A 26,181-nucleotide genomic window follows, 5' to 3' on the forward strand; every position below is an offset into this window, starting at 1 on the left:
TTTTTAATTTTATACTATAATACAATTCCATTCAAGATGAGTTTCTATTGGGTAAAAACTAATTCATTTATTAAAAAGGTATTCTCTAAATATTGCTGGGACATTCCCAACAATGAAAAGAAAATATACTTGACTTTTGATGACGGCCCTACTCCAGAAATAACAGATTGGGTTTTATCTGAATTGAAAAAATTTGATGCAAAAGCCACTTTCTTCTGCATTGGAAAAAACATTAAAGCCAACTTGGCTCTTTTCGAAAAACTAATTACCGAAGGCCATTCAATTGGAAACCACACCATGAATCATGTCAATGGGTGGAAAAGCCACACGAATGAATATATTGAAAATGTAAAAAACTGTGCAGATATTTTAGACGAACAGGAAAAAGCTCCGCATCATTTATTATTCCGTCCTCCTTACGGAAAAATCAAAAAAGCACAATCTAAAATTCTTAGAAAATTAGGCTATAAAATTGTAATGTGGGATGTTTTAAGTGCAGATTTTGACCAAAGTATAACTCCTGAAAAATGCCTAGAAAACGTAACAAAAAATGTAAAATCAGGAAGTGTAATTGTTTTTCATGACAGCATTAAAGCTTCTCCAAATTTAAGATTTGCTTTGCCTAGAACACTGCATTTTTTAAAAGAAAACGGATATAAGTTTGACATTATTCACTAAATAACATCAATAAAAAGAGGTTATTTAGACGTTAAATTGTTCTTGAACAATTCCTATTATAGTATTCGCATCAAGCTCTCCAGATTGTCTCCAGATCATTTGTCCTTCTTTATAAATCATTAAGGTTGGTAATCCTTTTATGCGAAGTGCTTCTGCCAGTTCCTGATTTTTATCTACATCTATTTTGATTACCTTAGCTTTATCACCAAGTGCAGCAGCAACATCCTTAATAACAGGATGCATAGAAACTGAAGATTCATTCCAATCTGTGTAAAAGTCAATTAACACTGGAACTTGAGCATTTATTAATTCTCCAAATTTTGACATAAAACCAAAAATTTAAGTTTTTTAAATCTCTTAAAAGAAATAAATATTATACAAATGTAGCATTTTTAACGAATTAAGCGACATTACGGCCCTTTTTTAGTTCAATTACTGTTATTTCAGGCATAATTCCAACTCGTCCTGGATAAGCATGAAAACCAAATCCACGGTTAACATAAACGTATCTTCCGACGTTTTCGTACAGTCCAGCCCATTGTTTATAAATATATTGTGCTAAACTCCATTTGAAATATCCAGGAATTTCGATTCCGAACTGCATACCGTGCGTATGTCCTGCAAATGTCAAATGAAAATTCTTTGGATGATCTTTAATTTCTGCTTCCCAATGACTTGGATCGTGGCTCATTAAAACTTTAAAATCGTCTTTATGGACATTTTCAGAAGCTTTATTTAAATCTCCCGCTTTTTTAAAATTCACCCCCCAGTTTTCCACACCAATCAAAGCAATTTTATCATCGCCTTTTTGAATATAAGTATGTTCATTCAGCATTAATTTAAAACCAATCTGACCATACAAATTTTTAATCTCCTTAAAATTTTCGTCCTTTTCTTTTTCAGAAGGCCAAGTCACATATTCGCCATAATCGTGATTTCCTAAAACAGCAAACTTCCCATATTTATAATCTTTAATACGACTAAAAGTTTCCAGCCAAGGATGCATTTCTTTAGCGTGTGTATTGACAATATCACCTGTAAACAAAATCAAATCTGCTTCTTGGGCATTAATCAAATCAATAGCATAATTGATTTTCTCAGGATTATCAAAACTTCCGCTATGAACATCCGAAATTTGTGTGATTTTAAAACCATCAAAAGCATCTGGAAGATCTGGAAAAAAGATCGTTTGTTTGATTACTTTGAAATTATATTTTCCTTCAAAAATTCCATAAATAATAGAAAGAAACGGAATTGCTGCCAAACCTAATGCCAACTGACTTACAAACTTTCGCCTATCAGGCATCATCTCCTTTCGAGGAGTATTATAAATAAAATAATTTAAGATGCTTGCTCCTATTCTAAAAATATCTTCGCCAAACATTATTAGCGTAAGCACAATTTTAGGCACATATACCGTTAGCATCAAACCTGTGGTAAACATAAATTGCCTAGTCTGGCCAACAGATCGGTCTACTTGCGAAAAAGAATATATAATAAAGATTAAAACCAGTAAGCTTATAACTTGATAACCAATCAAAACCCAACGTGTTTTGATTAAAGTTCGAAAAGCCTGATAGGAATAGAACTCAATAAATAATAAAAGAGCACAAAGAATTATAAAACGAAAGATCATTTAATTTATAGTTTTAAACAAAGTAACAAAGAATGAGAATTCTATTTCTTTTTATTATAAAAAATTTAACTCTAAAAAATAAAAAAGCTGAAAGAATGGCTTCTTCCAGCTTTAACCTACCAACCTTTAAAACTATTTAATCTTACGATTTATAAGTGTCGCTTATATTATTTTGCTTTTTCAGCTTCTGGTTTTGCAGTTTCTGCTTTTTTCTCACCTTTAGCTTTTTTGTTTGTTTTTTTATCATATTTAGGAGCTTTCGCTTCTTTTGTTTGAGTTGTTTGCGCTGGAGTTGTTTGCGCGTTTACCATTGAGAATGTTCCTAAAACTGCTACTGCTAAAATTGCTAATTTTTTCATGACTTTTAAATTTTTATGATTGTTATTTCATTATTTATAAGTCAAAGATATAATCGTTAAATGAAGACAAAATGAAGATAAAGTCTTACAAGAAATTTTAACTTTTAATTAGCTTTTTCAAACACTAAGATAAAAGTGGTTCCTTCATTTAAAACCGATTTCACTTTTATTTGAATATGATGAAAAGATGCAATACTTTGTGCAATCGCAAGCCCTAACCCCTGCCCTTCCTGATCGGAATTGATTCTGGCAAAACGGCTGAATATTTTTTCAGTCTGCGATTCATCCATTCCTATTCCTGAATCTTTTACTGAAATGAAATAATGTTCATCAACAAAACCATCTTCTACTATAATATTTCCACCAGATTTATTGTACTTAATGGCATTTGTAGCTAAATTATATAAGAGAATATGAATTAATGTTTTATTCCCAGTAAAGACAAAGCCATTCTGCATTTTATTTTCGAAGTGAATTTCTTTGTCATCAATTCGATCCTGAAGATCTTCATACAAATCTGAAATTATTTCGCGAAGATCAATTTCTTCATTCGCTTCATATTGATTATTATCAATTCTAGAAATCAAGAGAAGATTATTGATGATTTTTTTTAGCATATCTAATGTCTTTAGCGAACCAGCAATTTTATCAACTGCATTATCGTCTAAAGATTCATTCTGCAATAAGTTTTCAAGTTTGTTTTTGAGCAGTGCAATTGGCGTAAGAAGTTCGTGTGAAACATTCGAAATAAACTGTTTCTCTTTTTTAAAAACTTCAGCAATTCGATCCATCATTTGATTCAGAACAAAATCCAATTCTCTAAAATCTCTCGAAGCTGCTTTTATCGGAGTATGATCAAATGTTTCCGGTTCGTTTACTCGCCTTATTTTGGTATCAATAATTTTGTAAAACGGCTTTAAAAGATATTCTATATAAAAAGTATCGGCCAAAAAAGTAATAAATAGAATGACCACAAAAACTATTATAATAAAGAGTTTAATTACAAAAGTCAAATCGTTAACCTCGCTCAAACTGCTTCCAATTTCAAGCTGATAGTCTTGACCTTCATACACAAAATGATGCTGCAAAATTCGATATTCGTTTTCTTCTCCTTCTATTTTTCGATACTCATTACTAAAAGTTGTTTTCTTTTGATGTAATTGCATTGGAACGCGAGAAAGCACTAAAAACTCACTGTGAAGAGTTGAAAACTCCGAAAAAGTTTCAGTTGAATCATCTGGATTTTCTATAAAATCATTTATTTCTTCCTGATTTAAGTACTCAATAAATTTCTTCTTTTTCTCTAAAAGACTATTATTGATATGATGATAGACCACATTTTCAACCAAAAGGGGAAGCATTAGCCATAAAACCAAAATGACCAACAATCTTGTCATGGCATTAAAAATGGCTAATTGATGTTTTATTTTCACAAGAATCGTTTTATTCGTTTATACGATAACCAACATTTCGAACAGTTTCAAACCAATCTATTGCTGCATGTTTATCTAATTTCTTTCTGAGATTTCGAACATGAACATCAATAAAATTAGAATCTGAATTTACCTCTAAAATATCTCCCCAAATATGTTCGGTTAACTGAAGACGAGTAATAACACGATTTTTATTTAGAACCAAATATTGAAAAATATCGAATTCTTTTTTCGTAAGACTAATTGGCTGATCATTAAAACTTACTTTATAATCCTGAAGCTGTAAAACAAAATCATGAATCGTAAGATTATTTAAAGTAAAACCGTGTATTCTTCGAATAACAGCAAATAATCTTGCGCTTAATTCTGTCAAAGCAAAAGGTTTAGTCAAATAATCGTCGGCGCCAAGATGAAGTCCGTTGATTCTATCATCCAGTTCTCCTCTAGCCGTTAAAACAATAACTGCCATTTTTGATTTTGTTTTTCTAACGGTCTGCAGCACTTCAAAACCATCGCCATCGGGAAGCCCCAAATCCAGTAGCATGGCATCATAATCATTACTATTAAACTCTTCTAAAGCATCACTGCAAGTATGCGCAATCTTGCAGATGTACCCTGCATTACACAAAAAATCATAAACTTCTACGGCAAGTTCTCGATTATCTTCTACAATCAAAACATTCATAAACAAGGTGTTTAAGCACAATTAAAATTAATCATTTAAAAAGAAGAAAAAACAGCATTGTCAAAACATTAACGAAAAAAGCTGACAAATTTCTTTATCAGCTTTTACCACCGGCATTCTTCATAATTATCCTTCCTGTTTTGTTTCCTTACAATCCTTTGAAAACAAAACAAAAACAATATTATTTTTTCACTTCTGCTTTTGGGGTTTCTGTTTTTGCAGTTTCACTTTTTGCTGATTTTGCTTTTTTCTCAGATTTGTGTTTTTTAGGATGTTTTGTTGCTTTTACTTCTTTAGCTGGAGTTTCTTTTCCTGTTTTTGCTGGAAAAGCATGAACCATTGCACTTGTTCCTAAAACTGCTACTAGTACCATTAATAAATTTCTCATGATTTCTAAGATTTAATAATTAATAACCTTTTAATTTATACCTCAAAATTATCCTGACAACATGAAGAAAAAATGAAGAAATCGTACCTAATGAATATTTTAACTAGACATTAACTATTCGGATAATTTTCGAGAAGCAAATCGTTTTTTAAAACCCAATTGTTTATTTTTACAGACTAATATTTTTTATATGTCAACTCAAAAACGCCTTTTTCTTCTAGATGCTTATGCACTAATTTTTCGTGGTTATTATGCTTTTATAAAAAACCCGAGAATCAACTCAAAAGGAATGGATACATCTGCAATTATGGGTTTTATGAACTCACTTTTGGATGTTATTAAAAGAGAAAAACCAGATCATTTAGCCGTTGCTTTCGACAAAGGCGGAAGCCATGTAAGAACCGAAATGTTCGTAGAATACAAAGCCAATCGTGATGCAACGCCAGAGGCTATTAAAATTGCCGTTCCGTATATTCAGGAATTATTGCGAGCAATGCATATTCCTATTATTGAAGTCGAGGGCTGTGAAGCCGATGATTTAATTGGAACTATTGCCAAACAAGCAGAGAAACAAAACTACAAAGTCTTCATGGTAACGCCAGATAAGGATTTTGCACAATTGGTTTCTGAAAATATATTTATGTACAAACCTGCTCGTATGGGCAACGGAATTGAAATTTGGGGAATCCCAGAAGTTTTGGCAAAATTTGAGATTGAAAGACCAGACCAAGTAATTGATTTTCTTGGAATGATGGGTGACGCCGTGGATAATATTCCAGGATTGCCTGGAGTTGGTGAAGTTACAGCCAAAAAGTTCCTGAAAGAATTTGGTACAATGGAAAACCTTTTAGAAAATACACATTTACTAAAAGGAAAAATGAAAGAAAACATCGAAGCTAATAAAGACAAAGGTATTTTGTCTAAAAAACTGGCAACAATTATTTGCGACTGCGATGTAACCTTCAACGAAGATGATTACGAACTTTCGCGTCCTGATATCGAAAAAACAGATGCTATTTTTCAAGAATTAGAATTTAGAAGAATGGCGGAACAGTTTGATAATTTATTTAAAACTGATGGCACACAAACTGCTACTCCAGCTCCTGATGCCAAATTATACAAAAAACCGCAACCTAAAAACGAAGACCAATTTGATCTTTTTGGCGGTGGCGGAACTCTTGACGATGAAAACCCTGAAAGTGCAAAAACTTCGTTTTATAATACTTTAGAAAACACAGAACATTCTTACCAAACCATTCAAGGCGATTTAGGAATTAAATTGCTTTTGCAGAATTTAGAAAAACAAACTGCGGTTTGTTTTGACACAGAAACGACTGGAATTGATGCTTTACACGCAGAATTGGTCGGAATGTCTTTCTCGTACGAAAAAGGAAAAGCATTTTATGTTCCGTTTCCGGAAAGCCGAGAAGAGGCTCAAACTTTGATTAACAAATTTGTTCCGTTTTTTGAAAATGAAAACATTGAGAAAATCGGACAGAACTTAAAGTACGATTTAAAAATCCTTTCTAATTATGGTGTAACCGTAAAAGGAAAACTTTTTGACACCATGATTGCACATTATCTGATTAATCCAGATATGCGTCATAATATGGATATTTTAGCCGAAACGTATTTGAAATATTCTCCAAAATCTATTGAAACTTTAATTGGTAAAAAAGGAAAAAATCAACTTAATATGCGCGATGTTCCTTTGGAAGATATTAAAGAATATGCTGCCGAAGATGCCGATGTTACATTACAATTAAAAGAAATCTTTACAGCTGAATTAGATAAAACAGAAACTAAAAAGTTATTTGATGAAATCGAAATTCCGTTAGTAAGCGTTTTGGCTGATATGGAAACAGAAGGTATTCGTTTAGATGTTGACTTCCTTAAAGAAATGTCTTCTGAAATGGATGTCGAAATCAAATCTTTGGAACAAAAAATTTACGAAACAGCTGGCGAAAAATTCAATTTAGCTTCTCCAAAACAATTAGGTGACATTTTATTTGATAAAATGAAGATTGGCGGAGCAAAACAAAAGAAGACTAAAACAGGTCAATATGCAACTGGGGAAGAAGTTTTGACTTATTTGGCTAATGACAACCCAATAGTAAAACAGATTCTGGATTGGCGTCAAATGGTAAAACTACAAAGCACTTATATTTTAGCTTTACCTGAACAAGTAGATAAAAAGACTTTACGCGTTCATACTGATTATATGCAAACTGTCGCTGCAACGGGACGTTTAAGTTCTAATAACCCGAACTTGCAGAACATTCCAATTCGTACCGAAAGAGGGCGTCAGATTCGTAAAGCATTTGTGGCTCGCGATGAAAACTACACTTTAATCTCTGCCGATTACTCTCAAATCGAATTGCGAATTATTGCTGCTTTAAGCGGTGAAGAAAATATGATTAAAGCTTTCCAAAATGGAGAAGACATTCACAGAGCTACTGCTGCGAAAGTTTTTGATGTGGCGCTAGAAGAAGTTTCTCGCGAACAAAGAAGCAATGCTAAAACCGTAAACTTTGGAATTATCTACGGTGTTTCTGCTTTCGGATTAAGCAATCAGACTTCGTTATCAAGAAGCGAAAGTGCCGCATTGATTGATGCTTATTATAAAACATATCCACGTCTTAAATCTTATATTTCAGAACAAGTTGAATTTGCTCGTGAAAAAGGTTATGTGCAAACTATTTTAGGGCGTCGCAGATATTTAAAAGATATTAATTCGGCAAATGCTGTTGTAAGAAGCGCTGCAGAACGAAATGCTGTAAATGCTCCAATTCAAGGAAGCGCTGCCGATGTGATTAAAATTGCAATGATCAATATTCATAAAAAACTTCGCGACGAAAACTGGAAATCAAGAATGTTGCTTCAAGTACATGATGAGCTTGTGTTCGATGTTCACAACGATGAACTCGAGAAAATTCAGCCTATGATTAAACACGAAATGGAAAACGCGTTTAAAATGTCTGTTCCTTTAGAAGTTGAACTTGGAATGGGTAAAGACTGGTTAGAAGCGCATTGATAATTTTAGATTTCAGATTGTTGATTTTAGATTTATAAACAAACTAAATTGTGGCTTTTAATGAGGAAAAGAAAAATCTTAATTAAGATATTTTTTATTTTAATGACATTAGGAATTCCCCAATTTGGTAATTCTCAAATAAATGATGAAAATATTAGATTAAAAGTTCTTCATAAAAATGTTGTGGGAAAAGAATTTGTTTTTGGAAAATGGAGTGAGAAAGGAGGAACAGAAACTTCTTTAACCTATTTAGGAATTTTAAAAACTAACAAAGGAAGAACCTACAAAATCATGAATTATATTTGGACGTGGGGCATGTCATATCGAAGCACAAGTAGAATACTGGTATTTAATGACAAAAATCAATATTTAGGAAATTATTACGCTCCAACAGAAAGTAGTTTGCCTAAGAAAATTAAAGATGGTATTTTAATCTTTGCAAATAAAGATCATAAATGCGACAAAAAGATTATTTCAAAAATTAGTTTCAAAAATGGATTGCCAAAAGAAATTTACGTTGCATGTAATAATACTTATGGATATAATCTCGTATTTGACGGAACTAACTAAAAACTTCAAATCTATTTTCATAAAAAAACCATCAGTTTCAGCTGATGGTTTTTTAGTTTTATTTTTTTCGAGTCGATTCTCTTTCTTTCAATTTTGTTTTGATGACGATTGTTTCGTATTCAGAAATTGTTCCTTCTGGCTCTTCCAATCTTTCGATTAATCTTTTTGCAGCAACTTCTCCAATTTCAACTCCATGCTGACTTACTGTAGTCAAACTTGGCGATAAACGTCTTGAAGCTAGAATTCCGTCTGCAAAACCAATGATTGAAATATCTTCTGGCACTCTAAATCCTTTTTTCAAACTTACTCTTAATGCCGCAACCGAATCATTTTCATCCAAAGCAAAAATTCCGTCAATTTTATGATCAAAAATTCCTTCGATTTTAGCCTTCATGTCTTCTTCAGAATCGGTACGAAGAATAATTTTTTCGTTAACCGGAATATTATTGTCTTTTAGAGCTTTCAAGTATCCTTCTGTTCTTAATCTTCCAACACTTATATTATCTACAGAAGAAATCAACGCAATATTTTTACATCCTAAATCAATTAAATGCTGTGTAGAGTTTAAAGCTGAATCAAAATCATCAACCACAACTTTATCACAATCTACTTCATCAGCAATACGATCGAACATTACAATTGGAGTTCCATCGTTTATAATTTCTGAAAAGTGATTGTAATCCTGAAGTTTTTGTGCCTCCTGAGAAACAGAAAGAATAAATCCATCAATTGTTCCGTTGCTCAACATTTCTAATGTATGAACTTCTTTCTCTAAAGATTCATTCGAAATACACGTAATTACATTATATCCTTTTTTATCGGCAACTTTCTCGATACCGCTAAAAACCTTAGCAAAAAAAGAGTTTAATATATTAGGTATAATTACACCTATCGTTTTTGTCTTACGATTCTTTAAATTCAGACCAATAACATTCGGCTTATAATTTTTGAGTTTTGCATACTCTTTAATCTTCACCTTCGTTTGCTCACTAATTTCCGGACTGTCGTTCAGAGCTTTAGACACTGTTGACACCGAAACTCCTAGTTCTTTCGCAATTTGTTTTAGAGTTGCTTTAGCTTTCATCTATAAAAGTTTATGTAATTAATACAAATATAGTAGAATTACCGAAAATACAATAAAAAACAACTAGCTGTCTTTCAAATTATACCATTTATTCGAAATAATATTAAAAAAGCAGATTTTTCTGAAACCGCATCTCCTAAAATTTCGTTAATAATTAAATACCAAACAACTAATGGCCAATGTTGTTAACCTATTAAAAAAACTTGATTATGAAAAACGAAGTTAAAATTCATGAAGTTGACCCTTCACTGAATAGCAGAAGGAGCTTTCTTAAGCTCAGTGGATTAACATTAGTGACCACAGGTTTGGTTCTAGCTGGCTGCAGCGACAATGATAATGATGACAATATGCCTGACACTTCTCTGCCGGGAATCAGAAATGGTGTCTTCGACTTAGGTTCTGGAGATTTTGGAGTATTAACGTATGCCTATGCTCTAGAACAATTAGAAGCCGACTTTTATACTAAAGTAGTAAATTCGAGCAGTTTCAACACAACATTCAGTAGTGTGGAACAAGAAGTTTTAACTGACTTATACCATCACGAAGTAGTTCATCGAGATTTTTTCAAAGCTGCTTTGAATGGAGCGCTTCCCGATCCAAGTTCACAATTACTTCCTACTCTAGCCTTTAATTATGGTTCTTTAAATTTCAACAGCCGCACTGAAGTTCTTGCTACTGCAAAAGCGCTAGAAGACACTGGGGTTGCTGCTTATAATGGAGCGGGAAAATTAATTAAAACAGCAGACTATTTATTATTGGCAGGAAAAATTGTTTCTGTAGAAGCAAGACATGCTGCGGCAATAAGAAGTTTGATTAATCCGAATTCTAATGATTTTGCTGGAGACGACATTGTAAATATGTCAACAGGATTAGACGACGCAAAAGATCCGTCTAAAATTCTGCCTATCGCTGCGAATTTTATTACCACACAATTTACAGCTAAATACTTACCTTAATATAAACCAGTAAAACTTAGAAATTATGAACATTTTAAAATTTATAGAATCCTTTACTGATGATAACTTAATGAAAAGTACTGGATCAAGAAGAGACAGTTTTACTCAGTTTGGGAATATCGGAAAAAATTTAGCTTTAGCATCAATTCCGTTTGGATTGTCGGCTCTTACCAATAAAGTTTTCGCACAAGATATTACAGCAACTCCCGCAACACCTATTGGTGCCTTGCAATTTGCCTTAACCTTAGAATATCTTGAAGACGAATTTTACGCAATGGCTTTAGATTCTGGAGTAATTCCAGCTTCTGAAAATGGCGGACGCGATTTAAAAGTATTTCAACAAATTGCTGCACACGAATCTGATCACGTAAAATTTTTAATTGCAGGTTTAGGAGGTTCAGCAAGTGCCAATTTTGTTCCAAAACCAACTTTTGACTTTACAGTTGGAGGCGCTTTTGATCCGTTTGGAGATTACCCAACCTTTTTAGCACTAGCGCAAGCTTTTGAAGATACGGGAGTTCGAGCTTATAAAGGACAGGCTGCTAATTTAATTACTACACCAGATTTATTAACTGCAGCCTTGCAAATTCATTCTGTTGAAGCACGCCACGCTTCAGAAGTTAGAAGATTGAGAGGTTTAAAAGGATGGATTTCCAATGCTGAAAGAGGCGTAGGTATGCCAGCAGCAACACAAGCTGTATACGATGGCGAAGGCGTAACCATGCAGGCGGGATTTAATACTGCAACTGCTTTTGGTCCTGCAGCAGGCTCAGAAGCTTATGATGAGCCACTTACAACACAACAAGTTGTTGATATTGCCAATATATTTATTGTATAATCGATTTTTCTAAATATTTAACCGTCTTTACTTTATTGTAGAGACGGTTTTTTTATTGGCTAAATAATTAAAAAACTGAAGTCCTGATTTTCAGCAGATAAAATATTCTTTCAGGTATTTGGTTTTAAAATAATTAATTGTACTTTTGCATCCCCTTTATTGGGGATGGAATGTTTAATTAAAATAATATTATGGACGCATTAAGCTACAAAACAGTTTCAGCTAGCAAAGCCACTGTAACTAAAGAGTGGATTGTTGTTGACGCTGAAGGTCATAACTTAGGACGTCTTGCTTCTAAAGTTGCAATGATCTTAAGAGGTAAGTACAAGCCAAGTTACACACCGCACGTTGACTGTGGAGATAACGTAATTGTTATCAACTCAGAGAAAATTAACCTTACAGGTACAAAATTGAATGACAAAATTTACATGCGTCATACAGGTTACCCAGGAGGACAAAGAACTTTAACTGCTAAAGTATTGCAAGCTAAAAACCCTGCATTATTAGTAGAAAAAGCTGTAAAAGGTATGTTACCTAAAAACAAATTAGGAGCTGAACTTTTTAGAAATCTAAATGTTGTTGTAGGATCTGAGCACACTCACGGAGCTCAAAAACCTAGAACTGTTAACCTAAATGATCTTAAGTAATGGGAGTTATTCACAAAATCGGTAGAAGAAAAACCGCTGTTGCACGTGTTTATGTTTCTGAAGGAACTGGAAACATCACTGTAAACAAAAAAGAATTCGCAACTTACTTTCCAACTGCAACTTTACGTTACAAAGTTTTACAACCATTATCTATGACAGAAAATGAAAACAACTTTGATGTAAAAGTAAACGTTTACGGAGGTGGTACAACTGGTCAAGCAGAAGCTGTAAGAATGGCATTAGCACGCGTAATGTGTGAAGTTAACGCTGAAAACAGAGGAATCCTTAAACCAGAAGGTTTATTAACAAGAGACCCAAGAATGGTTGAACGTAAGAAATTCGGTCAGAAGAAAGCTCGTAAGAGATTCCAATTCTCTAAACGTTAATATTACCTGTCTTGTTCAGATGGGACAAGACATTATCAATTATTTATTGAAATTAAAAAACACAGTTATTGTTGCTCTCCTACCGAGGTAGGATATAGTTTAGCATCTAAATGTATAAAGCCAGAGAAATCGCCATTTATACATTGCTAATCAACAGAACGTAAACTAGTACAAAAATGGCAAACAAAATAGAAGTAAAAGAATTACTAGAAGCAGGTGTTCACTTCGGACACATGACTAGAAAATGGGATCCAAATATGGCTCCTTACATTTATATGGAGCGTAATGGTATTCACATTATCAATCTATATAAAACTGCAGCTAAAATTGAAGAGGCTAATGAAGCTTTGAAAAAAATCGCTGCATCAGGTAGAAAAATCTTATTCGTAGCTACCAAAAAACAAGCAAAAGACATCGTTGCTGATAAAGCAAAAGCTGCAAACATGCCTTACATCACTGAAAGATGGCCAGGTGGTATGTTGACTAACTTCGTAACTATCAGAAAGGCAGTTAAAAAAATGTCTTCTATCGATAAAATGAAGAAAGATGGTACTTTCAACACTTTATCTAAAAAAGAGCGTTTACAAGTTGATCGTCTACGTGCTAAATTAGAGAAAAACTTAGGTTCAATTGCTGATATGTCTAGATTACCTGCAGCATTGTTCGTAGTAGATATCAAAGCTGAACACATCGCAATAAAAGAAGCTCAAAAATTAAACATTCCAGTTTTCGCAATGGTTGATACGAATTCTGACCCAAGAGAGGTTGATTACGTGATTCCTGCAAATGATGACGCTTCTAAATCAATTGACAAAATTTTATCTTTAGTAACTACTGCAGTAATCGAAGGTCTTTCTGACAGAGGTGCTGAAAAAGAAGTTGAAGCTGCTGAAGAAGCTCCTGCTGTTGAAGCTGAAGCTGCTCCTGCAACTGAAGAATAAATCAAACATTTAAATTCCAAATTTTAAATTCCAAAGTCCAAGCCAAATTAAAAACGTTATGTTGATAATTTATTAAAATTGGAGTTTGGGATTTAAAAGCTGGAATTTTTTACTTTTAAACACATTAAAACTTAAAATATTATGGCAACAATTACTGCTGCAGACGTAAATAAATTAAGACAATCTACAGGTGCCGGAATGATGGACTGTAAAAAAGCTTTAGTTGAAGCTGAAGGAGATTTCGACAAAGCTATACAAATCCTTAGAGAAAAAGGACAAAAAGTTGCTGCTAACCGTTCTGACCGTGAGTCTGCTGAAGGAGCTGCTGTTTCTTTTATCAATGCAGATAACACTAAAGGAGCTATCATCACTTTAAACTGTGAAACTGACTTCGTAGGTAAAAATGAAGCTTTCGTTGCTTTAGCTAAAGATTTAGTAGAAAGAGCTATCAACTTCTCTTCTAAAGAAGAATTATTAGCTTCTGATTTCAACGGAATTACAGTTGCTGAGAAATTAATCGAGCAAACTGGAGTTATTGGTGAGAAAATCGAAATCGGTGGTTTCGAAATTTTAGAAGGTGCTTACGTTGGATCTTATGTTCACGTTAATAAAATTGCTGCTTTAACTGCAATTTCTGCTCCAGTTGCTAACGCTGAAGCTTTAACAAAAGATATCTCTATGCAAGTTGCTTCTATGGGAGCTGATACATTATCTTACAAAGATTTTGATCCTGCTTTCGTTGAATCTGAACTTGCTGCTCGTATTGCTGTAATCGAAAAAGACAATGAAGAAGCAAAACGTTTAGGAAAAACTTTAAAAAATGTTCCTAAATACATCTCTTTCTCTCAATTAACTCCTGAAGTTATTAAACAAGCTGAAGAAGATGCTAAAGCTGAATTAAAAGCTGAAGGAAAACCAGAGCAAATTTGGGACAAAATTCTTCCAGGAAAAGTTCAACGTTTCATTTCTGACAACACTACTTTAGATCAAGAAAAAGCTTTACTTGATCAAAACTTCATCAAAGATGACAGTAAAAAAGTTGGTGATTACGTTAAAGGATTCAATGTTGAAATTACAGGTTTCAAAAGAGTTACTTTAGGTTAATATATTATTTTCAATATTAAAAAGCCCGAATATTTATTTATTCGGGCTTTTTTATTTTTAGCTTTCAACAGGAAAATTTCTTGCTCGCATCAATGCATCAGATTTTGGAGCGTGCCCTCTAAAATTCTCGTACATTTCTTCATTATCAATCGTATTTCCAACGCTTAAAACTGTTTTGTAAAGGCGTTCAGAAACATTCTTATCAAAAGGTCCGTTTCCTTCTAAAAAAGCTTCGTAAGCATCTGCATTGATAACATCTGCCCATAAATAACTGTAATAGCCTGCCGCATATCCGTCACTTGAAAAAATATGAGCAAATTGCGGAATTCTATGCCTCATTACAATTTCAGCAGGCATATTAATTTCACTTAAAACTTTCTCTTCAAAAAACTTCGGATCAATTGTTTCCGTTGTTAAATGTAATTTCATATCAACAAAAGAACTTGAAATCGTTTCGACAGTTGCAAAACCTTCATTAAAATTAGCTGCTTTCCCTATTCTTTCAACTAATGACTGAGATAAAGGTTCATTCGTTTTATAATGAAGCGCAAATTTATTCAGAACCTCTGGAACAGCCAGCCAATGTTCTAAAAGCTGCGAAGGAAATTCGACATAATCTCTTGCAACTGAAGTCCCTGAAAGACTTGGATATGTCACATTTGAACACAATCCATGAAGTGCATGACCAAATTCATGAAATAAAGTAGTCGCATCATCCCACGAAATTAAAACTGGTTCGTTACTATTTCCTTTAATAAAATTACAGTTGTTCGATACAATTGGAAGCACTTTTCCATTTATTTTCTGCTGGTCTCTGTGTGAATTCATCCACGCACCTGAACGTTTACCAACACGCGCATACGGATCGAAATACCACAATCCTATTGGTTCTCCAGTAATTCTGTTATTCACTTCCCAAACACGAACATCGGCATGATAAACTGGAACATCAAATAGCTGTTTAAATCCTAAATCAAACAATTCTCCAGCTGTCCAAAACATTCCTTCTCGCAAATTCTCTAACTGCAGATATTGTTTTATTTCATTTTGATCTAAATCATATTGTGCTTTTCTGACTTTTTCCGCATAAAATCGGTAATCCCAAGGCTGGATTTTAAAGTTTCCTCCTTCTCGATCAACCATTTCCTGCATTGCCGAAACATCATTCTTTACCTTTTCAACCGCAGGCTTCCAAACAGATTCCATTAACTCTAATGTTTTCTGGGGATCTTTTGCCATTTTATTTAACAAACTCCATTGTGCAAAATTATCAAAACCTAATATTTTTGCTTTTTCTGCTCTTAATTTCAGAATACGAACAAGTGTTTCATTTGTATCATTTTCATTCTTATTATCGCCTCGTTTTACGAAAATATCAAAAGCTTTTTCTCTTAAATTTCTTCTGTTTGAGAAAGTCAAAAAAGGTTCAATTGAAGATCTTGTATTTCCAATACATCCTAAAACCTTTAGATTTCTTTCTTTGGCTTCAGCAATAGCCGCATTTTTAAATTCTTCTGGAAGACCATCAAAATCAGCTTCTGTTTTTAATTCTATATATTGATCGTTTTCTTCTGCTAACAATTTTTGACTAAACGATGTAAAAAGCGTTGCCAGTTCTTGATTAATCTTTGCAACTTTATCTTTTTCCTGTTCGTTTAATTCTGCTCCTTCTCTCACAAAATCAGTATAATAAAGCCAAAGTAAACGCTGTTGTTCTTTGGTTAAATTCTTCTTTTCATCCGATTTATATAAAGCTTCAATCCTAGAAAACATCTTGTCATTTTGATACAGTTTATCATTAATCTCAGCCAATTTTGGCGACATTTCAACATCAACTACATTAAATTCAGGAGTACTGAGATTCGATCGATAAATACCATAAACAGCGTGAATTCGATCTAATTTCTCTCCAGAAAGCTCCAAAGCCTTAATTGTATTATCAAATGTTGGTGTTTCAGGATTATTTGCAATTGCATCTATTTCATCTAATTTTTCCTTAATGGCAAATTCTATTGCTGGCTTAAAATCTGAAACTTTATATGCGTTAAAATCAGGAACTCCACCATAAGCTCCTGACCAATCTTTTAACAATGGATTATCTAAATTTGATTCTGTTTTCATACTAAATACATTAATTATTTCTGTTCAATTTATTTCTAAAAAACAATGACAGAATCCCAAAATTAACCAATCAAAAGCAAACTTCAAATTCGACCGTATTATAAAAACAGATCGGCTTTAAAGATTTAAAAAGAAATAGCTTATTTTTGAAATATCAATATCCAAAATAAAAATGTTTAAGACTCGAAAAGAAATTGTTTTTGTAATTTTAGCAGGAATATTTATAACCAATGCCGTTGTTGCTGAGTTAATTGGAGGAAAGTTAATTCAAATTGGCCCCTTTGTAATGAGTATAGGAATTTTGCCTTGGCCAATTGTGTTTCTAACTACCGATTTGATTAATGATCATTTTGGTGAAAAAGGAGTAAAAAAACTTTCTTTTATAACAGCCTGTTTAATTGCATATGCCTTTTTAATTTTATTTATGGCAATGACAATTCCGGCAGCAAAAGGAATCAGTCCTGTAAATGATCAACAGTTTCAAGCAGTTTTTGGACAGAGTATGTGGATTATTTTCGGAAGTCTTATTGCTTTTATGGCTTCACAACTCATTGATGTCTGGATATTTTGGTTTTTTAAAAACAGAACAGGCGAAAAGAAAATATGGCTAAGAGCAACGGGCTCTACTGTAATTTCACAATTATTTGATTCATTTATTGTATTAGGAATCGCTTTTTGGCTTCCTGGAAAAATTGATTTTGACACTTTTATATCTTCTGGATTAATAGGATATACATTTAAACTGGCAATTGCAATCTTATTGACGCCAGCAATTTATTTAGGTCATCATTTGATTAAAAAATATCTAGACGAAGATCATTCTAAAAAAGAATAAAAATATTTTGGGTCATGAAAAAACTTAGCTTAATTATTTTAATATCAATTACCTATTTCTTTTTCAGTTGTGGCAATGACGAAAAAAAACAGCCTAAAAAAGAAATTCAGTCTGTAAATAAACTGAAACCTGCTGCTGTAAAAATAAACCCCAAAATCTCATCAAAAAATATTACTGCTCCAAAAGAAATTGAGAGCAAAAAACGGATTGATAAAAGAAAAATTTTTGCAGTTAAAAATGATATCGAAATCAAAGCTCCGATTCAAAATACTGCGCCTAAAACTGCAAATCCTTCAAACGTAAAAAAAGAAGTTAACGACAAACTAATGAGTTTTGTTAATCTTCGAAAAATATTAGATAAATGCAAAATGGGTCAGACCATGACTCAAAAACAGCTTACAGAAAACTTTGAAATTCCAGAAGAAGCCGTTAAACTAGTAAAAAGCGTAACCAAAACAGCTGAAAACGAATTGGCCGTAAAATGGCAATCAACTTGGTTTGTTGAAAAAGTATCTGACGCAGAACTTGAAGATGGCAAAATGAAAGTAATCTTTAAAGCTAACAAGATGTATACTTCTGGAAACGCGATAGGCATCAAATACAACAAAAAAATCTACAACGATTTGGTTATAATTGGTCGTTCAGCCTACATTCCGAGTGTAAAAGGATATAGTTGGCAGATTGGAAGATAATGAAAGAAAAGCTGTATCAAATTAAATTTGAAACGTCTTGCCTGAAAATCAGTAAATTATAAATTAATGTTAAAAAATTACGAAAAAACTTATTTTTACTATTAGTTTTTCTCAAAAAAGATTCTATTTTTGTTAATAACATTTAACAAATAAAATCCACCAAAAATGAAAAAACTAAGTATCCTTTTCGTGTCAGTATTGACATTAGGTTTAACAGCAGTATCTTGTAGTAGCGATGACGATAACAAGAACGCATCAATTGAAGGAAAATGGGAAGTTACTCACCAAGGAGTAATTATTAACGGTCAAGAAGTTTTACAACCTTATGATAATGAAGGAGGTTGTGAAATTCCATCAATGACTTTTACTAGCGATGCAAAATTCGTAGACGTTACATCTGAATTTTGGGATTCAGAATGCAGTACTTATACTGAAGACGGTACTTGGAAAAAAGACGGAAACACTTTAACGCTAAAATATAGTGATGAAGAGGTTAAAGTTGACATCTTAGATTTAAACGGTAGTACTTTAAAAATAAAATCTACATACACAGAAGAAGGCGTAACATTAAGTGCTGTTTCTGTATTTAAGAAAAAATAATTTACACTTTGAATTTATCCAAAAAACCTCAAGCTTACAGTTTGAGGTTTTTTTATACATTTGAAATAAAAAGATGGAACCAATAAGATGTGGCTGGTGTACTTCCAGTGATTTATACAAAAAATATCATGATGAAGAATGGGGCGTTCCTGTTTATGATGATCCTACTTTATTTGAATTTTTAATTCTAGAAACTTTTCAGGCTGGTTTAAGCTGGATTACAATTTTAAATAAAAGAGAAAACTTCAGAGCTGCTTTTGATTATTTCGATTATAAAAAAATAGCTAATTATTCTGAAGATAAAATCGAAGAATTAATGCAGAACACCGGAATTATTCGGAACAAACTAAAAATTAAGGCCGCAGTTTCTAATGCTCAGGCTTTTATGAAAGTACAGGAAGAATTTGGAACATTCTCTGATTATATTTGGAAATACACTGATGGAAAACCGATTGTAAATAATCTAAAAAATTCAAAAGATGCTCCAGCAACTACTCCTCTTTCAGATGAAATTAGTAAAGATTTAAAAAAACGCGGATTCAAATTTGTAGGTTCAACCGTTATTTATGCTCACATGCAAGCTACCGGAATGGTCAATGATCATGTGGAAGATTGCTTTACGCGAAAGGGAAAATAGTCTCAGTTTTCAGTCACAGTTTTCAGTTTTTTTGAACCTGAAACTAGAAACCTGAAACTTTTAAACAAAAATTACATATATTTGCTTCACACTTTAGGGGTGTCTACAAACTTGTAGGCTGAGATTTTACCCTCTGAACCTGATCTAGTTCATACTAGCGTAGGGAAAAGTAAGATGACTTCTGCGCGCATTTTTATGCGTTCTTGTAGCCATTCCTAAGGTGTATCTATACACTAAACTCAAAAGGAATGGAACTAAAAATCAATCAACAAACCAAATTTTTCAATGCCGAAACGCTAAGCGTTCAATCATTGCTCGATCTCGAAATTCCGCACAAACAAAACGGAATCGCCGTTGCTGTCAACAATACTGTTGTTCCAAAACTCAAATGGAACGAATTCTTCGTACAAGAAACCGACGATATTTTAATTATTTCTGCTACGCAAGGAGGTTAATAAATTCCAAAAAAGAAATTCCAAATTCCAATTTTTCAATCTTTCTGTAGACGCACTGCAGTGCCTTACTACAGTTCACAGTTCACACTTTACATCTCACATTTTACAATATATAAGCTATGACAAACGAAGAACAAATATCCAGAACCCCTTTTCCAAATTCTAAAAAAGTATATATCGACGGAGAAATCCATCCGATAAAAGTAGCCATGCGTGAAATTGCTTTGAGTGACACCAAACTTTCAAATGGTGGCATTGAGAAAAACCCGCCAGTAACGGTTTATGATACTTCGGGCGCTTACACAGATCCAAATATTGAAATTGATATTAGAAAAGGATTGCCACGCTTACGCGAAAGTTGGATTCTAAATCGAAATGATGTTGAAATTTTAGACGAAATAACCTCCGATTATGGCTTAAGCCGATTAAAAGATGAAAGTCTAAATCATCTTAGATTTGAATATTTACATCAGCCAAAACGTGCTAAGAAAGGTGCAAACGTAACACAACTGTATTACGCTAAACAAGGCATTATCACTCCAGAAATGGAATATATCGCGATTCGTGAAAACCAACGAATCGAACTTTTAAACGAACAGACTAAAGCAATGCAATGCCAACACGGAGGAAATAGCTTTGGTGCGAACACTCCAAAAAATAAAATCACTCCCGAATTTGTCCGCTCTGAAGTAGCTTGCGGAAGAGCTATTATCCCAAACAATATCAATCACCCAGAAAGCGAACCAATGATTGTTGGTCGTAATTTCTTGGTAAAAATAAATGCTAACATTGGAAACAGCGCTGTGACTTCAAGCATTGAAGAAGAAGTCGAAAAAGCCGTTTGGGCTTGCCGTTGGGGAGCTGACACGATTATGGATTTATCAACAGGAAAAAATATTCACGAAACTAGAGAATGGATTATTCGAAATTCTCCTGTTCCAATTGGGACTGTTCCAATTTATCAAGCTCTTGAAAAAGTAAAAGGAATTGCCGAAGATTTAACTTGGGAAATTTTCCGTGATACACTGATTGAACAGGCAGAACAAGGCGTTTCGTATTTTACCATTCACGCTGGGGTTTTACTTCGCTACATTCATTTAACCGCCAATCGCGTTACTGGAATTGTTTCCCGAGGTGGTTCTATCATGGCAAAATGGTGTTTATTTCATCATAAAGAAAACTTTTTATACACGCATTTTGAAGAAATCTGCGAAATCATGAAACAATACGACGTAGCTTTTTCTCTTGGCGATGGTTTGCGTCCGGGTTCGATTGCAGATGCGAATGACGCTGCACAATTTGCCGAATTAGAAACTTTAGGCGAATTGACCAAAATCGCTTGGAAACATGACGTTCAGGTTTTTATTGAAGGCCCAGGACACGTTCCAATGCATATGATTAAAGAAAATATGGATAAACAATTGGAACATTGTCATGAAGCTCCATTTTATACTTTAGGGCCTTTAACGACAGATATTGCACCAGGTTACGATCATATCACTTCGGCAATTGGTGCCGCTATGATTGGCTGGTACGGCTGCGCTATGTTATGTTATGTTACGCCAAAAGAGCACTTAGGTTTACCGAATAAAAAAGACGTTAAAGACGGCGTAATCACCTATAAGATTTCTGCTCATGCTGCCGACTTGGCAAAAGGCCACCCAGGAGCGCAATATCGCGATAACGCATTGAGTAAAGCAAGATTTGAATTCCGATGGGAAGATCAGTTTAATTTAGCTTTAGATCCAGATACAGCAAGAGAATTTCATGATGAAACACTTCCTGCTGATGGCGCGAAAGTAGCGCATTTCTGCTCAATGTGTGGACCAAAATTCTGTTCTATGAAAATATCTCAAGAAATTAGAGATGTTGCTGCAGCGGAAAAAGGAATGCAGGAGAAATCAGAGGAGTTTATTGAGCAAGGGAAAGAGATTTACATATAACGAAAGTATTAAAGTATTAAGATGGAAGAATTAAGTATTAAGATTTTAAATCGATAAACTTTCAATGCTTTCATCTTGATACTCTCGTCTTAATTCTTAATACTCAAATCTTAATACTCCAAAAAAATGATTGTGATTACAAATCCTCTTTTTGTTGAAAATGAAATAAACATTCTTCATTCTTTATTAGAGGAAGGATTGTTTTTGCTTCATATTCGGAAACCTGATTTTTCTGAATTGGAAATGGCTCAGTTTATTCATCAGATCAAATTGGAATTTCACGATAATTTGGTTTTGCATAATCATCATCATTTAGCGAAAGATTTTGGTATCAACCGATTTCATTTCTCTGAAAAGGAAAGAATCAATTATAATCAATCTTATAAAAGTTGTAAGTCAACATCAACACATTCAATTGAAGATTTTAATTCTCTTCAAAATTTTGATTATGCGTTTTTAAGTCCAGTTTTCAAAAGTATTTCTAAAGAAAATTATTATCCTGAAAAAGATCTTTTTGAAGAAATAAAATCACGAAAAAACCAACAGACCAAAATGGTTGCTTTGGGTGGAATTGATTCAGAAAACATTCAACAAGTCTTAGAAAAAGGTTTTGACGATGTCGCACTTTTAGGAACAATTTGGAAAAATGAAAATCCATTAAAACAATTTAAATTATGTCAAAAGATCGCCCTTATGCACTCACAATCGCAGGTTTAGATCCGTCTGGAGGAGCTGGAATTTTGGCTGACATCAAGACATTTGAACAGCACAAAGTGAATGGTTTTGCTATTTCGACAGCAAATACCATTCAGACTGAAAATCAGTTTTATGAAATTCAGTGGACTGATTTGAGTTTTGTAATTCGCTCGATCGAAACTCTATTTTTAAATTATAAAATCAGCGTTGTGAAAATTGGAATTGTATCTTCTTTACATGATTTAAAGCAAATTGTTTCGACCATAAAACTGCTTTCCCCTTTAACCAAAATTGTTTGGGATCCTGTTTTAAAATCGACTACAAAATTTGAATTTATGAATATTGAAGATCATTTAGATTTAAATAAAATACTGTCAAAAATCGATTTGATTACACCGAATTATTATGAAGTTGAAATTCTATTTCCTGATTTTATTTCTAATGAAAGTAGGTTTTCAACGAACATTTTATTAAAAGGTGGACATAACGAAAAGGCACTAGGAACAGATCGTCTGTTTCTAAAAGATGAAATATTAGAGTTACTTCCATCGGATAAAAACTGCTTTGAAAAACATGGCTCAGGCTGTGTGCTTTCTTCTGCAATTGCTTCGAATTTAGCTTTAAATCAGACACTAAAAGAAGCCTGTAAAAACGCTAAAATCTATATCGAAAATTACTTGAGTTCAACATCAACTTTAATTGGATATCATTATGTATAGCAAACTTCAATATATCTCGCAGGGCGAAACTATCGAAAAACAATTGTATAATATTCATCAGGCACTTGACGCTGGATGCAATTGGGTACAAATACGTTTTAAAAACCAAACACAAAAAGATGCTTTCACTTTAGCGGAAGCGGTAAAACCTTTATGCGAAAAATATACAGCCAATTTTATTGTGAACGACGATTTATATCTTACTAAAGAAATTGACGCAGACGGTATTCATTTAGGTTTAACCGATACCAAAATCGACGAGGCAAGAACATTTTTAGGACCTTCAAAAGTAATTGGAGGCACTGCAAACACTTTTGAAGACATCGAAAATCATGTTAAAAATGGCTGTGATTATATCGGTTTAGGGCCTTTTAGATTTACGAATACAAAAGAAAAACTGAGTCCGATTTTAGGATTATCGGGCTATTTTGATATTCTTCAAAAACTGAAAAAAAATAAAATCGAAATTCCTGTTTATGCTATCGGAGGCATCACATTAAGAGATGTGAATCCGTTAATGGAGACTGGAATTCATGGAATTGCCGTTTCTGGAATCATTACCGAAAGTGATGAGAAAGAAAAATTAATTCAACAACTAAACGAAAAATTATATGCAAACATCATTGTTTAATATAGGAGACAAAACCTTTAAATCCCGCTTGTTTCTTGGAACGGGAAAATTTGGTTCGAATGAAGAAATGGAGCAAGCGATTTTAGCTTCAGAAAGCGAATTGGTTACGGTTGCCTTAAAACGTATCGATCTGGAAACCGATACTGACGCAATTTTATCGCATTTAAAACATCCAAATATCAATTTATTACCGAATACATCTGGAGCAAGAAATGCCAAAGAAGCTGTTTTTGCAGCACAATTAGCTCGTGAAGCTTTAGAAACAAACTGGGTAAAACTAGAAATTCATCCCGATCCAAAATATTTAATGCCAGATCCAATTGAAACTTTAAAAGCAACTGAGGAATTAGCAAAACTTGGTTTCATCGTGCTTCCGTACATTCACGCTGATCCTGTTTTGTGCAAACATTTAGAAAGCGCAGGAACATCGGCTGTAATGCCTTTGGGTTCGCCAATTGGAAGCAATAAAGGTCTAAAAACAATCGATTTTTTAGAAATTATTATAGAACAAAGTACCGTACCAGTAATTGTCGATGCAGGAATTGGAGCGCCTTCTGATGCTGCAAAAGCAATGGAAATTGGTGCGGATGCTGTTTTGGTAAACACTGCTATTGCCGTTGCTGGAAATCCGAAATTAATGGCTGAAGCTTTTAAGGAAGCGGTAATTGCAGGAAGAAAAGCTTTTGAAGCTAAAATTGCGAACCAGCAGAATTATGCTTCGGCATCTAGTCCTTTGACTTCGTTTCTTTATGAATAAATTTAACCGCAAAGTTCGCAGAGTTTTTTCGCAAAGTTCGCAAAGCTTTGCGGACTTTTTGTCAAAGACAAGAACTCAAAGCTTAGCAATCTTTGCGTATTCTTAGCGCGCTTTGCGTTAAAAAACTTTTGCAGTAAAACTAAACTCACATGAATACTTTTAAATCTATTTTTGAGCAATATAATTGGGATGAAATCCAATCCAGAATATATAAAACCACATCAAAAGATGTCGAACGGACTTTGGCTAAAACCAAATACAATCTCGATGATTTTTTGATTCTGATCTCTCCTATTGCACAAAATTATTTAGAACCAATGGCACAAAAATGCCATGAAATCACAAAAAAGCGTTTTGGGAAAACGATCCAAATGTATGCGCCGCTTTATTTGAGCAACGAATGCCAAAACATTTGCACGTATTGCGGATTTAGTTTAGACAATAAAATCAAAAGAAAAACGCTTACTGATGCCGAAATAAAACTGGAAGTTGAAGCTCTCAAAAAAACTGGTTTTGATCATGTTTTATTGGTTACTGGCGAAGCGAATTATACCGTAAATATCAATTATTTTCTGAATGCCATTAATTTGATTAAAAACGATTTTTCGATTATTTCTGTTGAAGTTCAGCCACTTTCTACTGAAGATTACCAGCGTTTGCATGAAGCTGGCGTTTATTCGGTTTTGGTTTATCAGGAAACGTATCATCAGGAAGTTTACAAAAAGTATCATACAAAAGGGAAGAAATCAAACTTCGATTATCGATTGGAAACTCCCGACCGAATTGGAACTGCTGGAATTCATAAAATTGGTTTAGGTGTTTTATTAGGTTTGGAAGATTGGCGAACCGATAGCTTTTTCAATGCTTTACATTTAGATTATTTGCAGAAAAAATATTGGCAGACTAAATATTCGGTTTCTTTTCCACGTCTCCGCCCTGCGGAAGGCATTATCGAACCCAATTTTATTATGGACGATAAAGATTTAACGCAATTAATCTGCGCTTATCGTTTGTGGAATGAAGATTTAGAAATTTCGATTTCAACAAGAGAAAATGAAAAATTCAGAAACAATATTATTCCGATTGGTGTTACGAGTATGAGCGCAGGTTCTAAAACAAATCCAGGTGGTTATGTTGTCGATCCGCAATCTTTGGAACAATTCGAAATCAGCGATGAACGTTCTGCAGAAGAAATTTCAAAAATCATAAAAAATGCAGGTTACGAACCTGTTTGGAAAGACTGGGACAAAAGTTTTATTTCAGATTTTAGAGTTTAGATTTCAGATTTTTTGCATTTCTATTCATCAATCCAAAATTTCAAATCCCAATCTAAAATCAACAATCTAAAATCTAAAA

28 protein-coding genes and 1 riboswitch are annotated in these 26,181 nt (G+C 33.5%); of the genes, 20 read left to right on the plus strand and 8 right to left on the minus strand.

Going from position 1 to position 26,181, the window contains the following annotated elements; all coding sequences use genetic code 11:
• Window positions 1-36 precede the first annotated feature (36 nt).
• Window positions 37-678, plus strand: a complete 642-nt coding sequence (locus DM444_RS14835; protein WP_111288007.1) for a polysaccharide deacetylase family protein — start codon at window positions 37-39, stop codon at window positions 676-678.
• 24 nt (window positions 679-702) lie between these two features.
• On the opposite strand, the gene DM444_RS14840 is transcribed toward DM444_RS14835, so the two are convergent.
• From DM444_RS14840 to DM444_RS14865, 6 genes are all read right to left on the minus strand, one after another.
• Entirely contained in the window at window positions 703-1,005 is a 303-nt protein-coding gene (locus tag DM444_RS14840; RefSeq protein WP_008466807.1) for a thioredoxin family protein, read from the minus strand.
• 73 nt (window positions 1,006-1,078) lie between these two features.
• A complete protein-coding gene (locus DM444_RS14845) occupies window positions 1,079-2,314 on the minus strand; it encodes a metallophosphoesterase (RefSeq protein WP_111288009.1) in 1,236 nt (411 codons plus the stop codon).
• A gap of 167 nt (window positions 2,315-2,481) precedes the next feature.
• The gene (locus DM444_RS14850) at window positions 2,482-2,673 is read right to left on the minus strand and encodes a hypothetical protein (RefSeq protein ID WP_111288011.1); all 192 of its coding nucleotides are present in this window, start codon (window positions 2,671-2,673) and stop codon (window positions 2,482-2,484) included.
• A 104-nt stretch (window positions 2,674-2,777) separates the two neighbouring features.
• On the minus strand, window positions 2,778-4,106 hold the full coding sequence (locus tag DM444_RS14855; protein WP_239455689.1) for a sensor histidine kinase: 1,329 nt from the start codon (window positions 4,104-4,106) through the stop codon (window positions 2,778-2,780).
• 10 nt (window positions 4,107-4,116) lie between these two features.
• Entirely contained in the window at window positions 4,117-4,791 is a 675-nt protein-coding gene (locus DM444_RS14860) for a response regulator transcription factor (RefSeq protein WP_111288013.1), read from the minus strand.
• A gap of 181 nt (window positions 4,792-4,972) precedes the next feature.
• Window positions 4,973-5,179, minus strand: coding sequence for a hypothetical protein (locus DM444_RS14865; protein WP_111288015.1), 207 nt, complete (start codon window positions 5,177-5,179; stop codon window positions 4,973-4,975).
• Window positions 5,180-5,369: 190 nt separating this feature from the next.
• On the opposite strand from DM444_RS14865, the gene polA reads away from it, so the two are divergent.
• Entirely contained in the window at window positions 5,370-8,213 is a 2,844-nt protein-coding gene (polA, locus tag DM444_RS14870) for a DNA polymerase I (protein WP_111288017.1), read from the plus strand.
• A 60-nt stretch (window positions 8,214-8,273) separates the two neighbouring features.
• Window positions 8,274-8,783 (plus strand): hypothetical protein, encoded by a 510-nt coding sequence (locus DM444_RS14875; RefSeq protein ID WP_162614982.1) that lies wholly within the window; start codon window positions 8,274-8,276, stop codon window positions 8,781-8,783.
• Between the two features lie 58 nt (window positions 8,784-8,841).
• On the opposite strand, the gene DM444_RS14880 is transcribed toward DM444_RS14875, so the two are convergent.
• A complete protein-coding gene (locus DM444_RS14880; RefSeq protein ID WP_111288021.1) occupies window positions 8,842-9,867 on the minus strand; it encodes a LacI family DNA-binding transcriptional regulator in 1,026 nt (341 codons plus the stop codon).
• Between the two features lie 209 nt (window positions 9,868-10,076).
• On the opposite strand from DM444_RS14880, the gene DM444_RS14885 reads away from it, so the two are divergent.
• From DM444_RS14885 to tsf, 6 genes are all read left to right on the plus strand, one after another.
• A complete protein-coding gene (locus DM444_RS14885) occupies window positions 10,077-10,823 on the plus strand; it encodes a ferritin-like domain-containing protein (protein ID WP_111288023.1) in 747 nt (248 codons plus the stop codon).
• A gap of 25 nt (window positions 10,824-10,848) precedes the next feature.
• Entirely contained in the window at window positions 10,849-11,661 is an 813-nt protein-coding gene (locus DM444_RS14890) for a ferritin-like domain-containing protein (RefSeq protein ID WP_111288025.1), read from the plus strand.
• Between the two features lie 191 nt (window positions 11,662-11,852).
• Window positions 11,853-12,308, plus strand: a complete 456-nt coding sequence (gene rplM / locus DM444_RS14895) for a 50S ribosomal protein L13 (RefSeq protein WP_095927953.1) — start codon at window positions 11,853-11,855, stop codon at window positions 12,306-12,308.
• Complete coding sequence (rpsI, locus tag DM444_RS14900; RefSeq protein WP_111288027.1) at window positions 12,308-12,694, plus strand: 30S ribosomal protein S9; 387 nt, start codon at window positions 12,308-12,310, stop codon at window positions 12,692-12,694. Before rplM ends, rpsI begins: the two co-directional genes overlap by 1 nt.
• 176 nt (window positions 12,695-12,870) lie before the next feature.
• The gene (gene rpsB / locus DM444_RS14905) at window positions 12,871-13,635 is read left to right on the plus strand and encodes a 30S ribosomal protein S2 (RefSeq protein WP_095927954.1); all 765 of its coding nucleotides are present in this window, start codon (window positions 12,871-12,873) and stop codon (window positions 13,633-13,635) included.
• Window positions 13,636-13,776: 141 nt separating this feature from the next.
• Complete coding sequence (gene tsf, locus DM444_RS14910; RefSeq protein WP_111288029.1) at window positions 13,777-14,739, plus strand: translation elongation factor Ts; 963 nt, start codon at window positions 13,777-13,779, stop codon at window positions 14,737-14,739.
• Between the two features lie 57 nt (window positions 14,740-14,796).
• Here the strand turns inward: tsf and DM444_RS14915 are convergent, their stop codons facing one another.
• Window positions 14,797-16,860: a M3 family metallopeptidase gene (locus tag DM444_RS14915; RefSeq protein WP_111288031.1), complete on the minus strand. Its 2,064-nt coding sequence runs from the start codon at window positions 16,858-16,860 to the stop codon at window positions 14,797-14,799.
• A 172-nt stretch (window positions 16,861-17,032) separates the two neighbouring features.
• On the opposite strand from DM444_RS14915, the gene DM444_RS14920 reads away from it, so the two are divergent.
• The 11 genes from DM444_RS14920 (at window position 17,033) to thiH (ending at window position 26,102) form a co-directional block, all read left to right on the plus strand.
• Window positions 17,033-17,695 carry a queuosine precursor transporter gene (locus tag DM444_RS14920; protein WP_111288033.1) on the plus strand — a complete coding sequence of 221 codons (663 nt, stop codon included), beginning with the start codon at window positions 17,033-17,035 and terminating at the stop codon, window positions 17,693-17,695.
• 14 nt (window positions 17,696-17,709) lie between these two features.
• Window positions 17,710-18,387: a hypothetical protein gene (locus DM444_RS14925; RefSeq protein WP_111288035.1), complete on the plus strand. Its 678-nt coding sequence runs from the start codon at window positions 17,710-17,712 to the stop codon at window positions 18,385-18,387.
• Between the two features lie 165 nt (window positions 18,388-18,552).
• A complete protein-coding gene (locus tag DM444_RS14930) occupies window positions 18,553-18,987 on the plus strand; it encodes a lipocalin-like domain-containing protein (protein WP_111288037.1) in 435 nt (144 codons plus the stop codon).
• A 73-nt stretch (window positions 18,988-19,060) separates the two neighbouring features.
• Complete coding sequence (locus DM444_RS14935; RefSeq protein ID WP_111288039.1) at window positions 19,061-19,624, plus strand: DNA-3-methyladenine glycosylase I; 564 nt, start codon at window positions 19,061-19,063, stop codon at window positions 19,622-19,624.
• Window positions 19,625-19,709: 85 nt separating this feature from the next.
• Window positions 19,710-19,807: riboswitch (TPP riboswitch) on the plus strand.
• A gap of 65 nt (window positions 19,808-19,872) precedes the next feature.
• Entirely contained in the window at window positions 19,873-20,079 is a 207-nt protein-coding gene (thiS, locus tag DM444_RS14940; protein WP_111288041.1) for a sulfur carrier protein ThiS, read from the plus strand.
• A gap of 119 nt (window positions 20,080-20,198) precedes the next feature.
• Window positions 20,199-22,022, plus strand: coding sequence for a phosphomethylpyrimidine synthase ThiC (gene thiC, locus DM444_RS14945; protein ID WP_111288043.1), 1,824 nt, complete (start codon window positions 20,199-20,201; stop codon window positions 22,020-22,022).
• Window positions 22,023-22,148: 126 nt separating this feature from the next.
• Window positions 22,149-22,739, plus strand: a complete 591-nt coding sequence (locus tag DM444_RS14950) for a thiamine phosphate synthase (RefSeq protein WP_111288045.1) — start codon at window positions 22,149-22,151, stop codon at window positions 22,737-22,739.
• Window positions 22,697-23,437, plus strand: a complete 741-nt coding sequence (locus DM444_RS14955; RefSeq protein ID WP_111288047.1) for a hydroxymethylpyrimidine/phosphomethylpyrimidine kinase — start codon at window positions 22,697-22,699, stop codon at window positions 23,435-23,437. The genes DM444_RS14950 and DM444_RS14955 overlap by 43 nt, the downstream gene beginning before the upstream one ends.
• Window positions 23,430-24,068, plus strand: a complete 639-nt coding sequence (locus DM444_RS14960) for a thiamine phosphate synthase (protein ID WP_111288049.1) — start codon at window positions 23,430-23,432, stop codon at window positions 24,066-24,068. The genes DM444_RS14955 and DM444_RS14960 overlap by 8 nt, the downstream gene beginning before the upstream one ends.
• On the plus strand, window positions 24,049-24,825 hold the full coding sequence (locus DM444_RS14965; RefSeq protein WP_111288051.1) for a thiazole synthase: 777 nt from the start codon (window positions 24,049-24,051) through the stop codon (window positions 24,823-24,825). Before DM444_RS14960 ends, DM444_RS14965 begins: the two co-directional genes overlap by 20 nt.
• Before the next feature lie 149 nt (window positions 24,826-24,974).
• Window positions 24,975-26,102 carry a 2-iminoacetate synthase ThiH gene (gene thiH, locus DM444_RS14970; protein ID WP_111288053.1) on the plus strand — a complete coding sequence of 376 codons (1,128 nt, stop codon included), beginning with the start codon at window positions 24,975-24,977 and terminating at the stop codon, window positions 26,100-26,102.
• The last annotated feature ends 79 nt before the right edge of the window (window positions 26,103-26,181 follow it).

Origin of the sequence: Flavobacterium ginsenosidimutans (assembly GCF_003254625.1) — a bacterium.
Classification (GTDB): Bacteria; Bacteroidota; Bacteroidia; order Flavobacteriales; family Flavobacteriaceae; genus Flavobacterium; species Flavobacterium ginsenosidimutans.

Bases quoted from the DNA above. Each gene is read 5' to 3' on its own strand.
- rpsI (WP_111288027.1), top strand. From the start codon at position 12,308: ATGGGAGTTATTCACAAAATCGGTAGAAGAAAAACCGCTGTTGCACGT.
- DM444_RS14950 (WP_111288045.1), top strand. From the start codon at position 22,149: ATGATTGTGATTACAAATCCTCTTTTTGTTGAAAATGAAATAAACATT.
- DM444_RS14920 (WP_111288033.1), top strand. From the start codon at position 17,033: ATGTTTAAGACTCGAAAAGAAATTGTTTTTGTAATTTTAGCAGGAATA.
- DM444_RS14850 (WP_111288011.1), bottom strand. From the start codon at position 2,673: ATGAAAAAATTAGCAATTTTAGCAGTAGCAGTTTTAGGAACATTCTCA.
- DM444_RS14865 (WP_111288015.1), bottom strand. From the start codon at position 5,179: ATGAGAAATTTATTAATGGTACTAGTAGCAGTTTTAGGAACAAGTGCA.
- thiC (WP_111288043.1), top strand. From the start codon at position 20,199: ATGACAAACGAAGAACAAATATCCAGAACCCCTTTTCCAAATTCTAAA.
- DM444_RS14960 (WP_111288049.1), top strand. From the start codon at position 23,430: ATGTATAGCAAACTTCAATATATCTCGCAGGGCGAAACTATCGAAAAA.
- thiS (WP_111288041.1), top strand. From the start codon at position 19,873: ATGGAACTAAAAATCAATCAACAAACCAAATTTTTCAATGCCGAAACG.
- DM444_RS14965 (WP_111288051.1), top strand. From the start codon at position 24,049: ATGCAAACATCATTGTTTAATATAGGAGACAAAACCTTTAAATCCCGC.
- tsf (WP_111288029.1), top strand. From the start codon at position 13,777: ATGGCAACAATTACTGCTGCAGACGTAAATAAATTAAGACAATCTACA.
- DM444_RS14875 (WP_162614982.1), top strand. From the start codon at position 8,274: ATGAGGAAAAGAAAAATCTTAATTAAGATATTTTTTATTTTAATGACA.
- DM444_RS14835 (WP_111288007.1), top strand. From the start codon at position 37: ATGAGTTTCTATTGGGTAAAAACTAATTCATTTATTAAAAAGGTATTC.
- DM444_RS14915 (WP_111288031.1), bottom strand. From the start codon at position 16,860: ATGAAAACAGAATCAAATTTAGATAATCCATTGTTAAAAGATTGGTCA.
- rpsB (WP_095927954.1), top strand. From the start codon at position 12,871: ATGGCAAACAAAATAGAAGTAAAAGAATTACTAGAAGCAGGTGTTCAC.
- DM444_RS14925 (WP_111288035.1), top strand. From the start codon at position 17,710: ATGAAAAAACTTAGCTTAATTATTTTAATATCAATTACCTATTTCTTT.
- DM444_RS14860 (WP_111288013.1), bottom strand. From the start codon at position 4,791: ATGAATGTTTTGATTGTAGAAGATAATCGAGAACTTGCCGTAGAAGTT.
- polA (WP_111288017.1), top strand. From the start codon at position 5,370: ATGTCAACTCAAAAACGCCTTTTTCTTCTAGATGCTTATGCACTAATT.
- DM444_RS14880 (WP_111288021.1), bottom strand. From the start codon at position 9,867: ATGAAAGCTAAAGCAACTCTAAAACAAATTGCGAAAGAACTAGGAGTT.
- DM444_RS14840 (WP_008466807.1), bottom strand. From the start codon at position 1,005: ATGTCAAAATTTGGAGAATTAATAAATGCTCAAGTTCCAGTGTTAATT.
- DM444_RS14930 (WP_111288037.1), top strand. From the start codon at position 18,553: ATGAAAAAACTAAGTATCCTTTTCGTGTCAGTATTGACATTAGGTTTA.
- DM444_RS14885 (WP_111288023.1), top strand. From the start codon at position 10,077: ATGAAAAACGAAGTTAAAATTCATGAAGTTGACCCTTCACTGAATAGC.
- DM444_RS14890 (WP_111288025.1), top strand. From the start codon at position 10,849: ATGAACATTTTAAAATTTATAGAATCCTTTACTGATGATAACTTAATG.
- thiH (WP_111288053.1), top strand. From the start codon at position 24,975: ATGAATACTTTTAAATCTATTTTTGAGCAATATAATTGGGATGAAATC.
- DM444_RS14845 (WP_111288009.1), bottom strand. From the start codon at position 2,314: ATGATCTTTCGTTTTATAATTCTTTGTGCTCTTTTATTATTTATTGAG.
- DM444_RS14935 (WP_111288039.1), top strand. From the start codon at position 19,061: ATGGAACCAATAAGATGTGGCTGGTGTACTTCCAGTGATTTATACAAA.
- rplM (WP_095927953.1), top strand. From the start codon at position 11,853: ATGGACGCATTAAGCTACAAAACAGTTTCAGCTAGCAAAGCCACTGTA.
- DM444_RS14955 (WP_111288047.1), top strand. From the start codon at position 22,697: ATGTCAAAAGATCGCCCTTATGCACTCACAATCGCAGGTTTAGATCCG.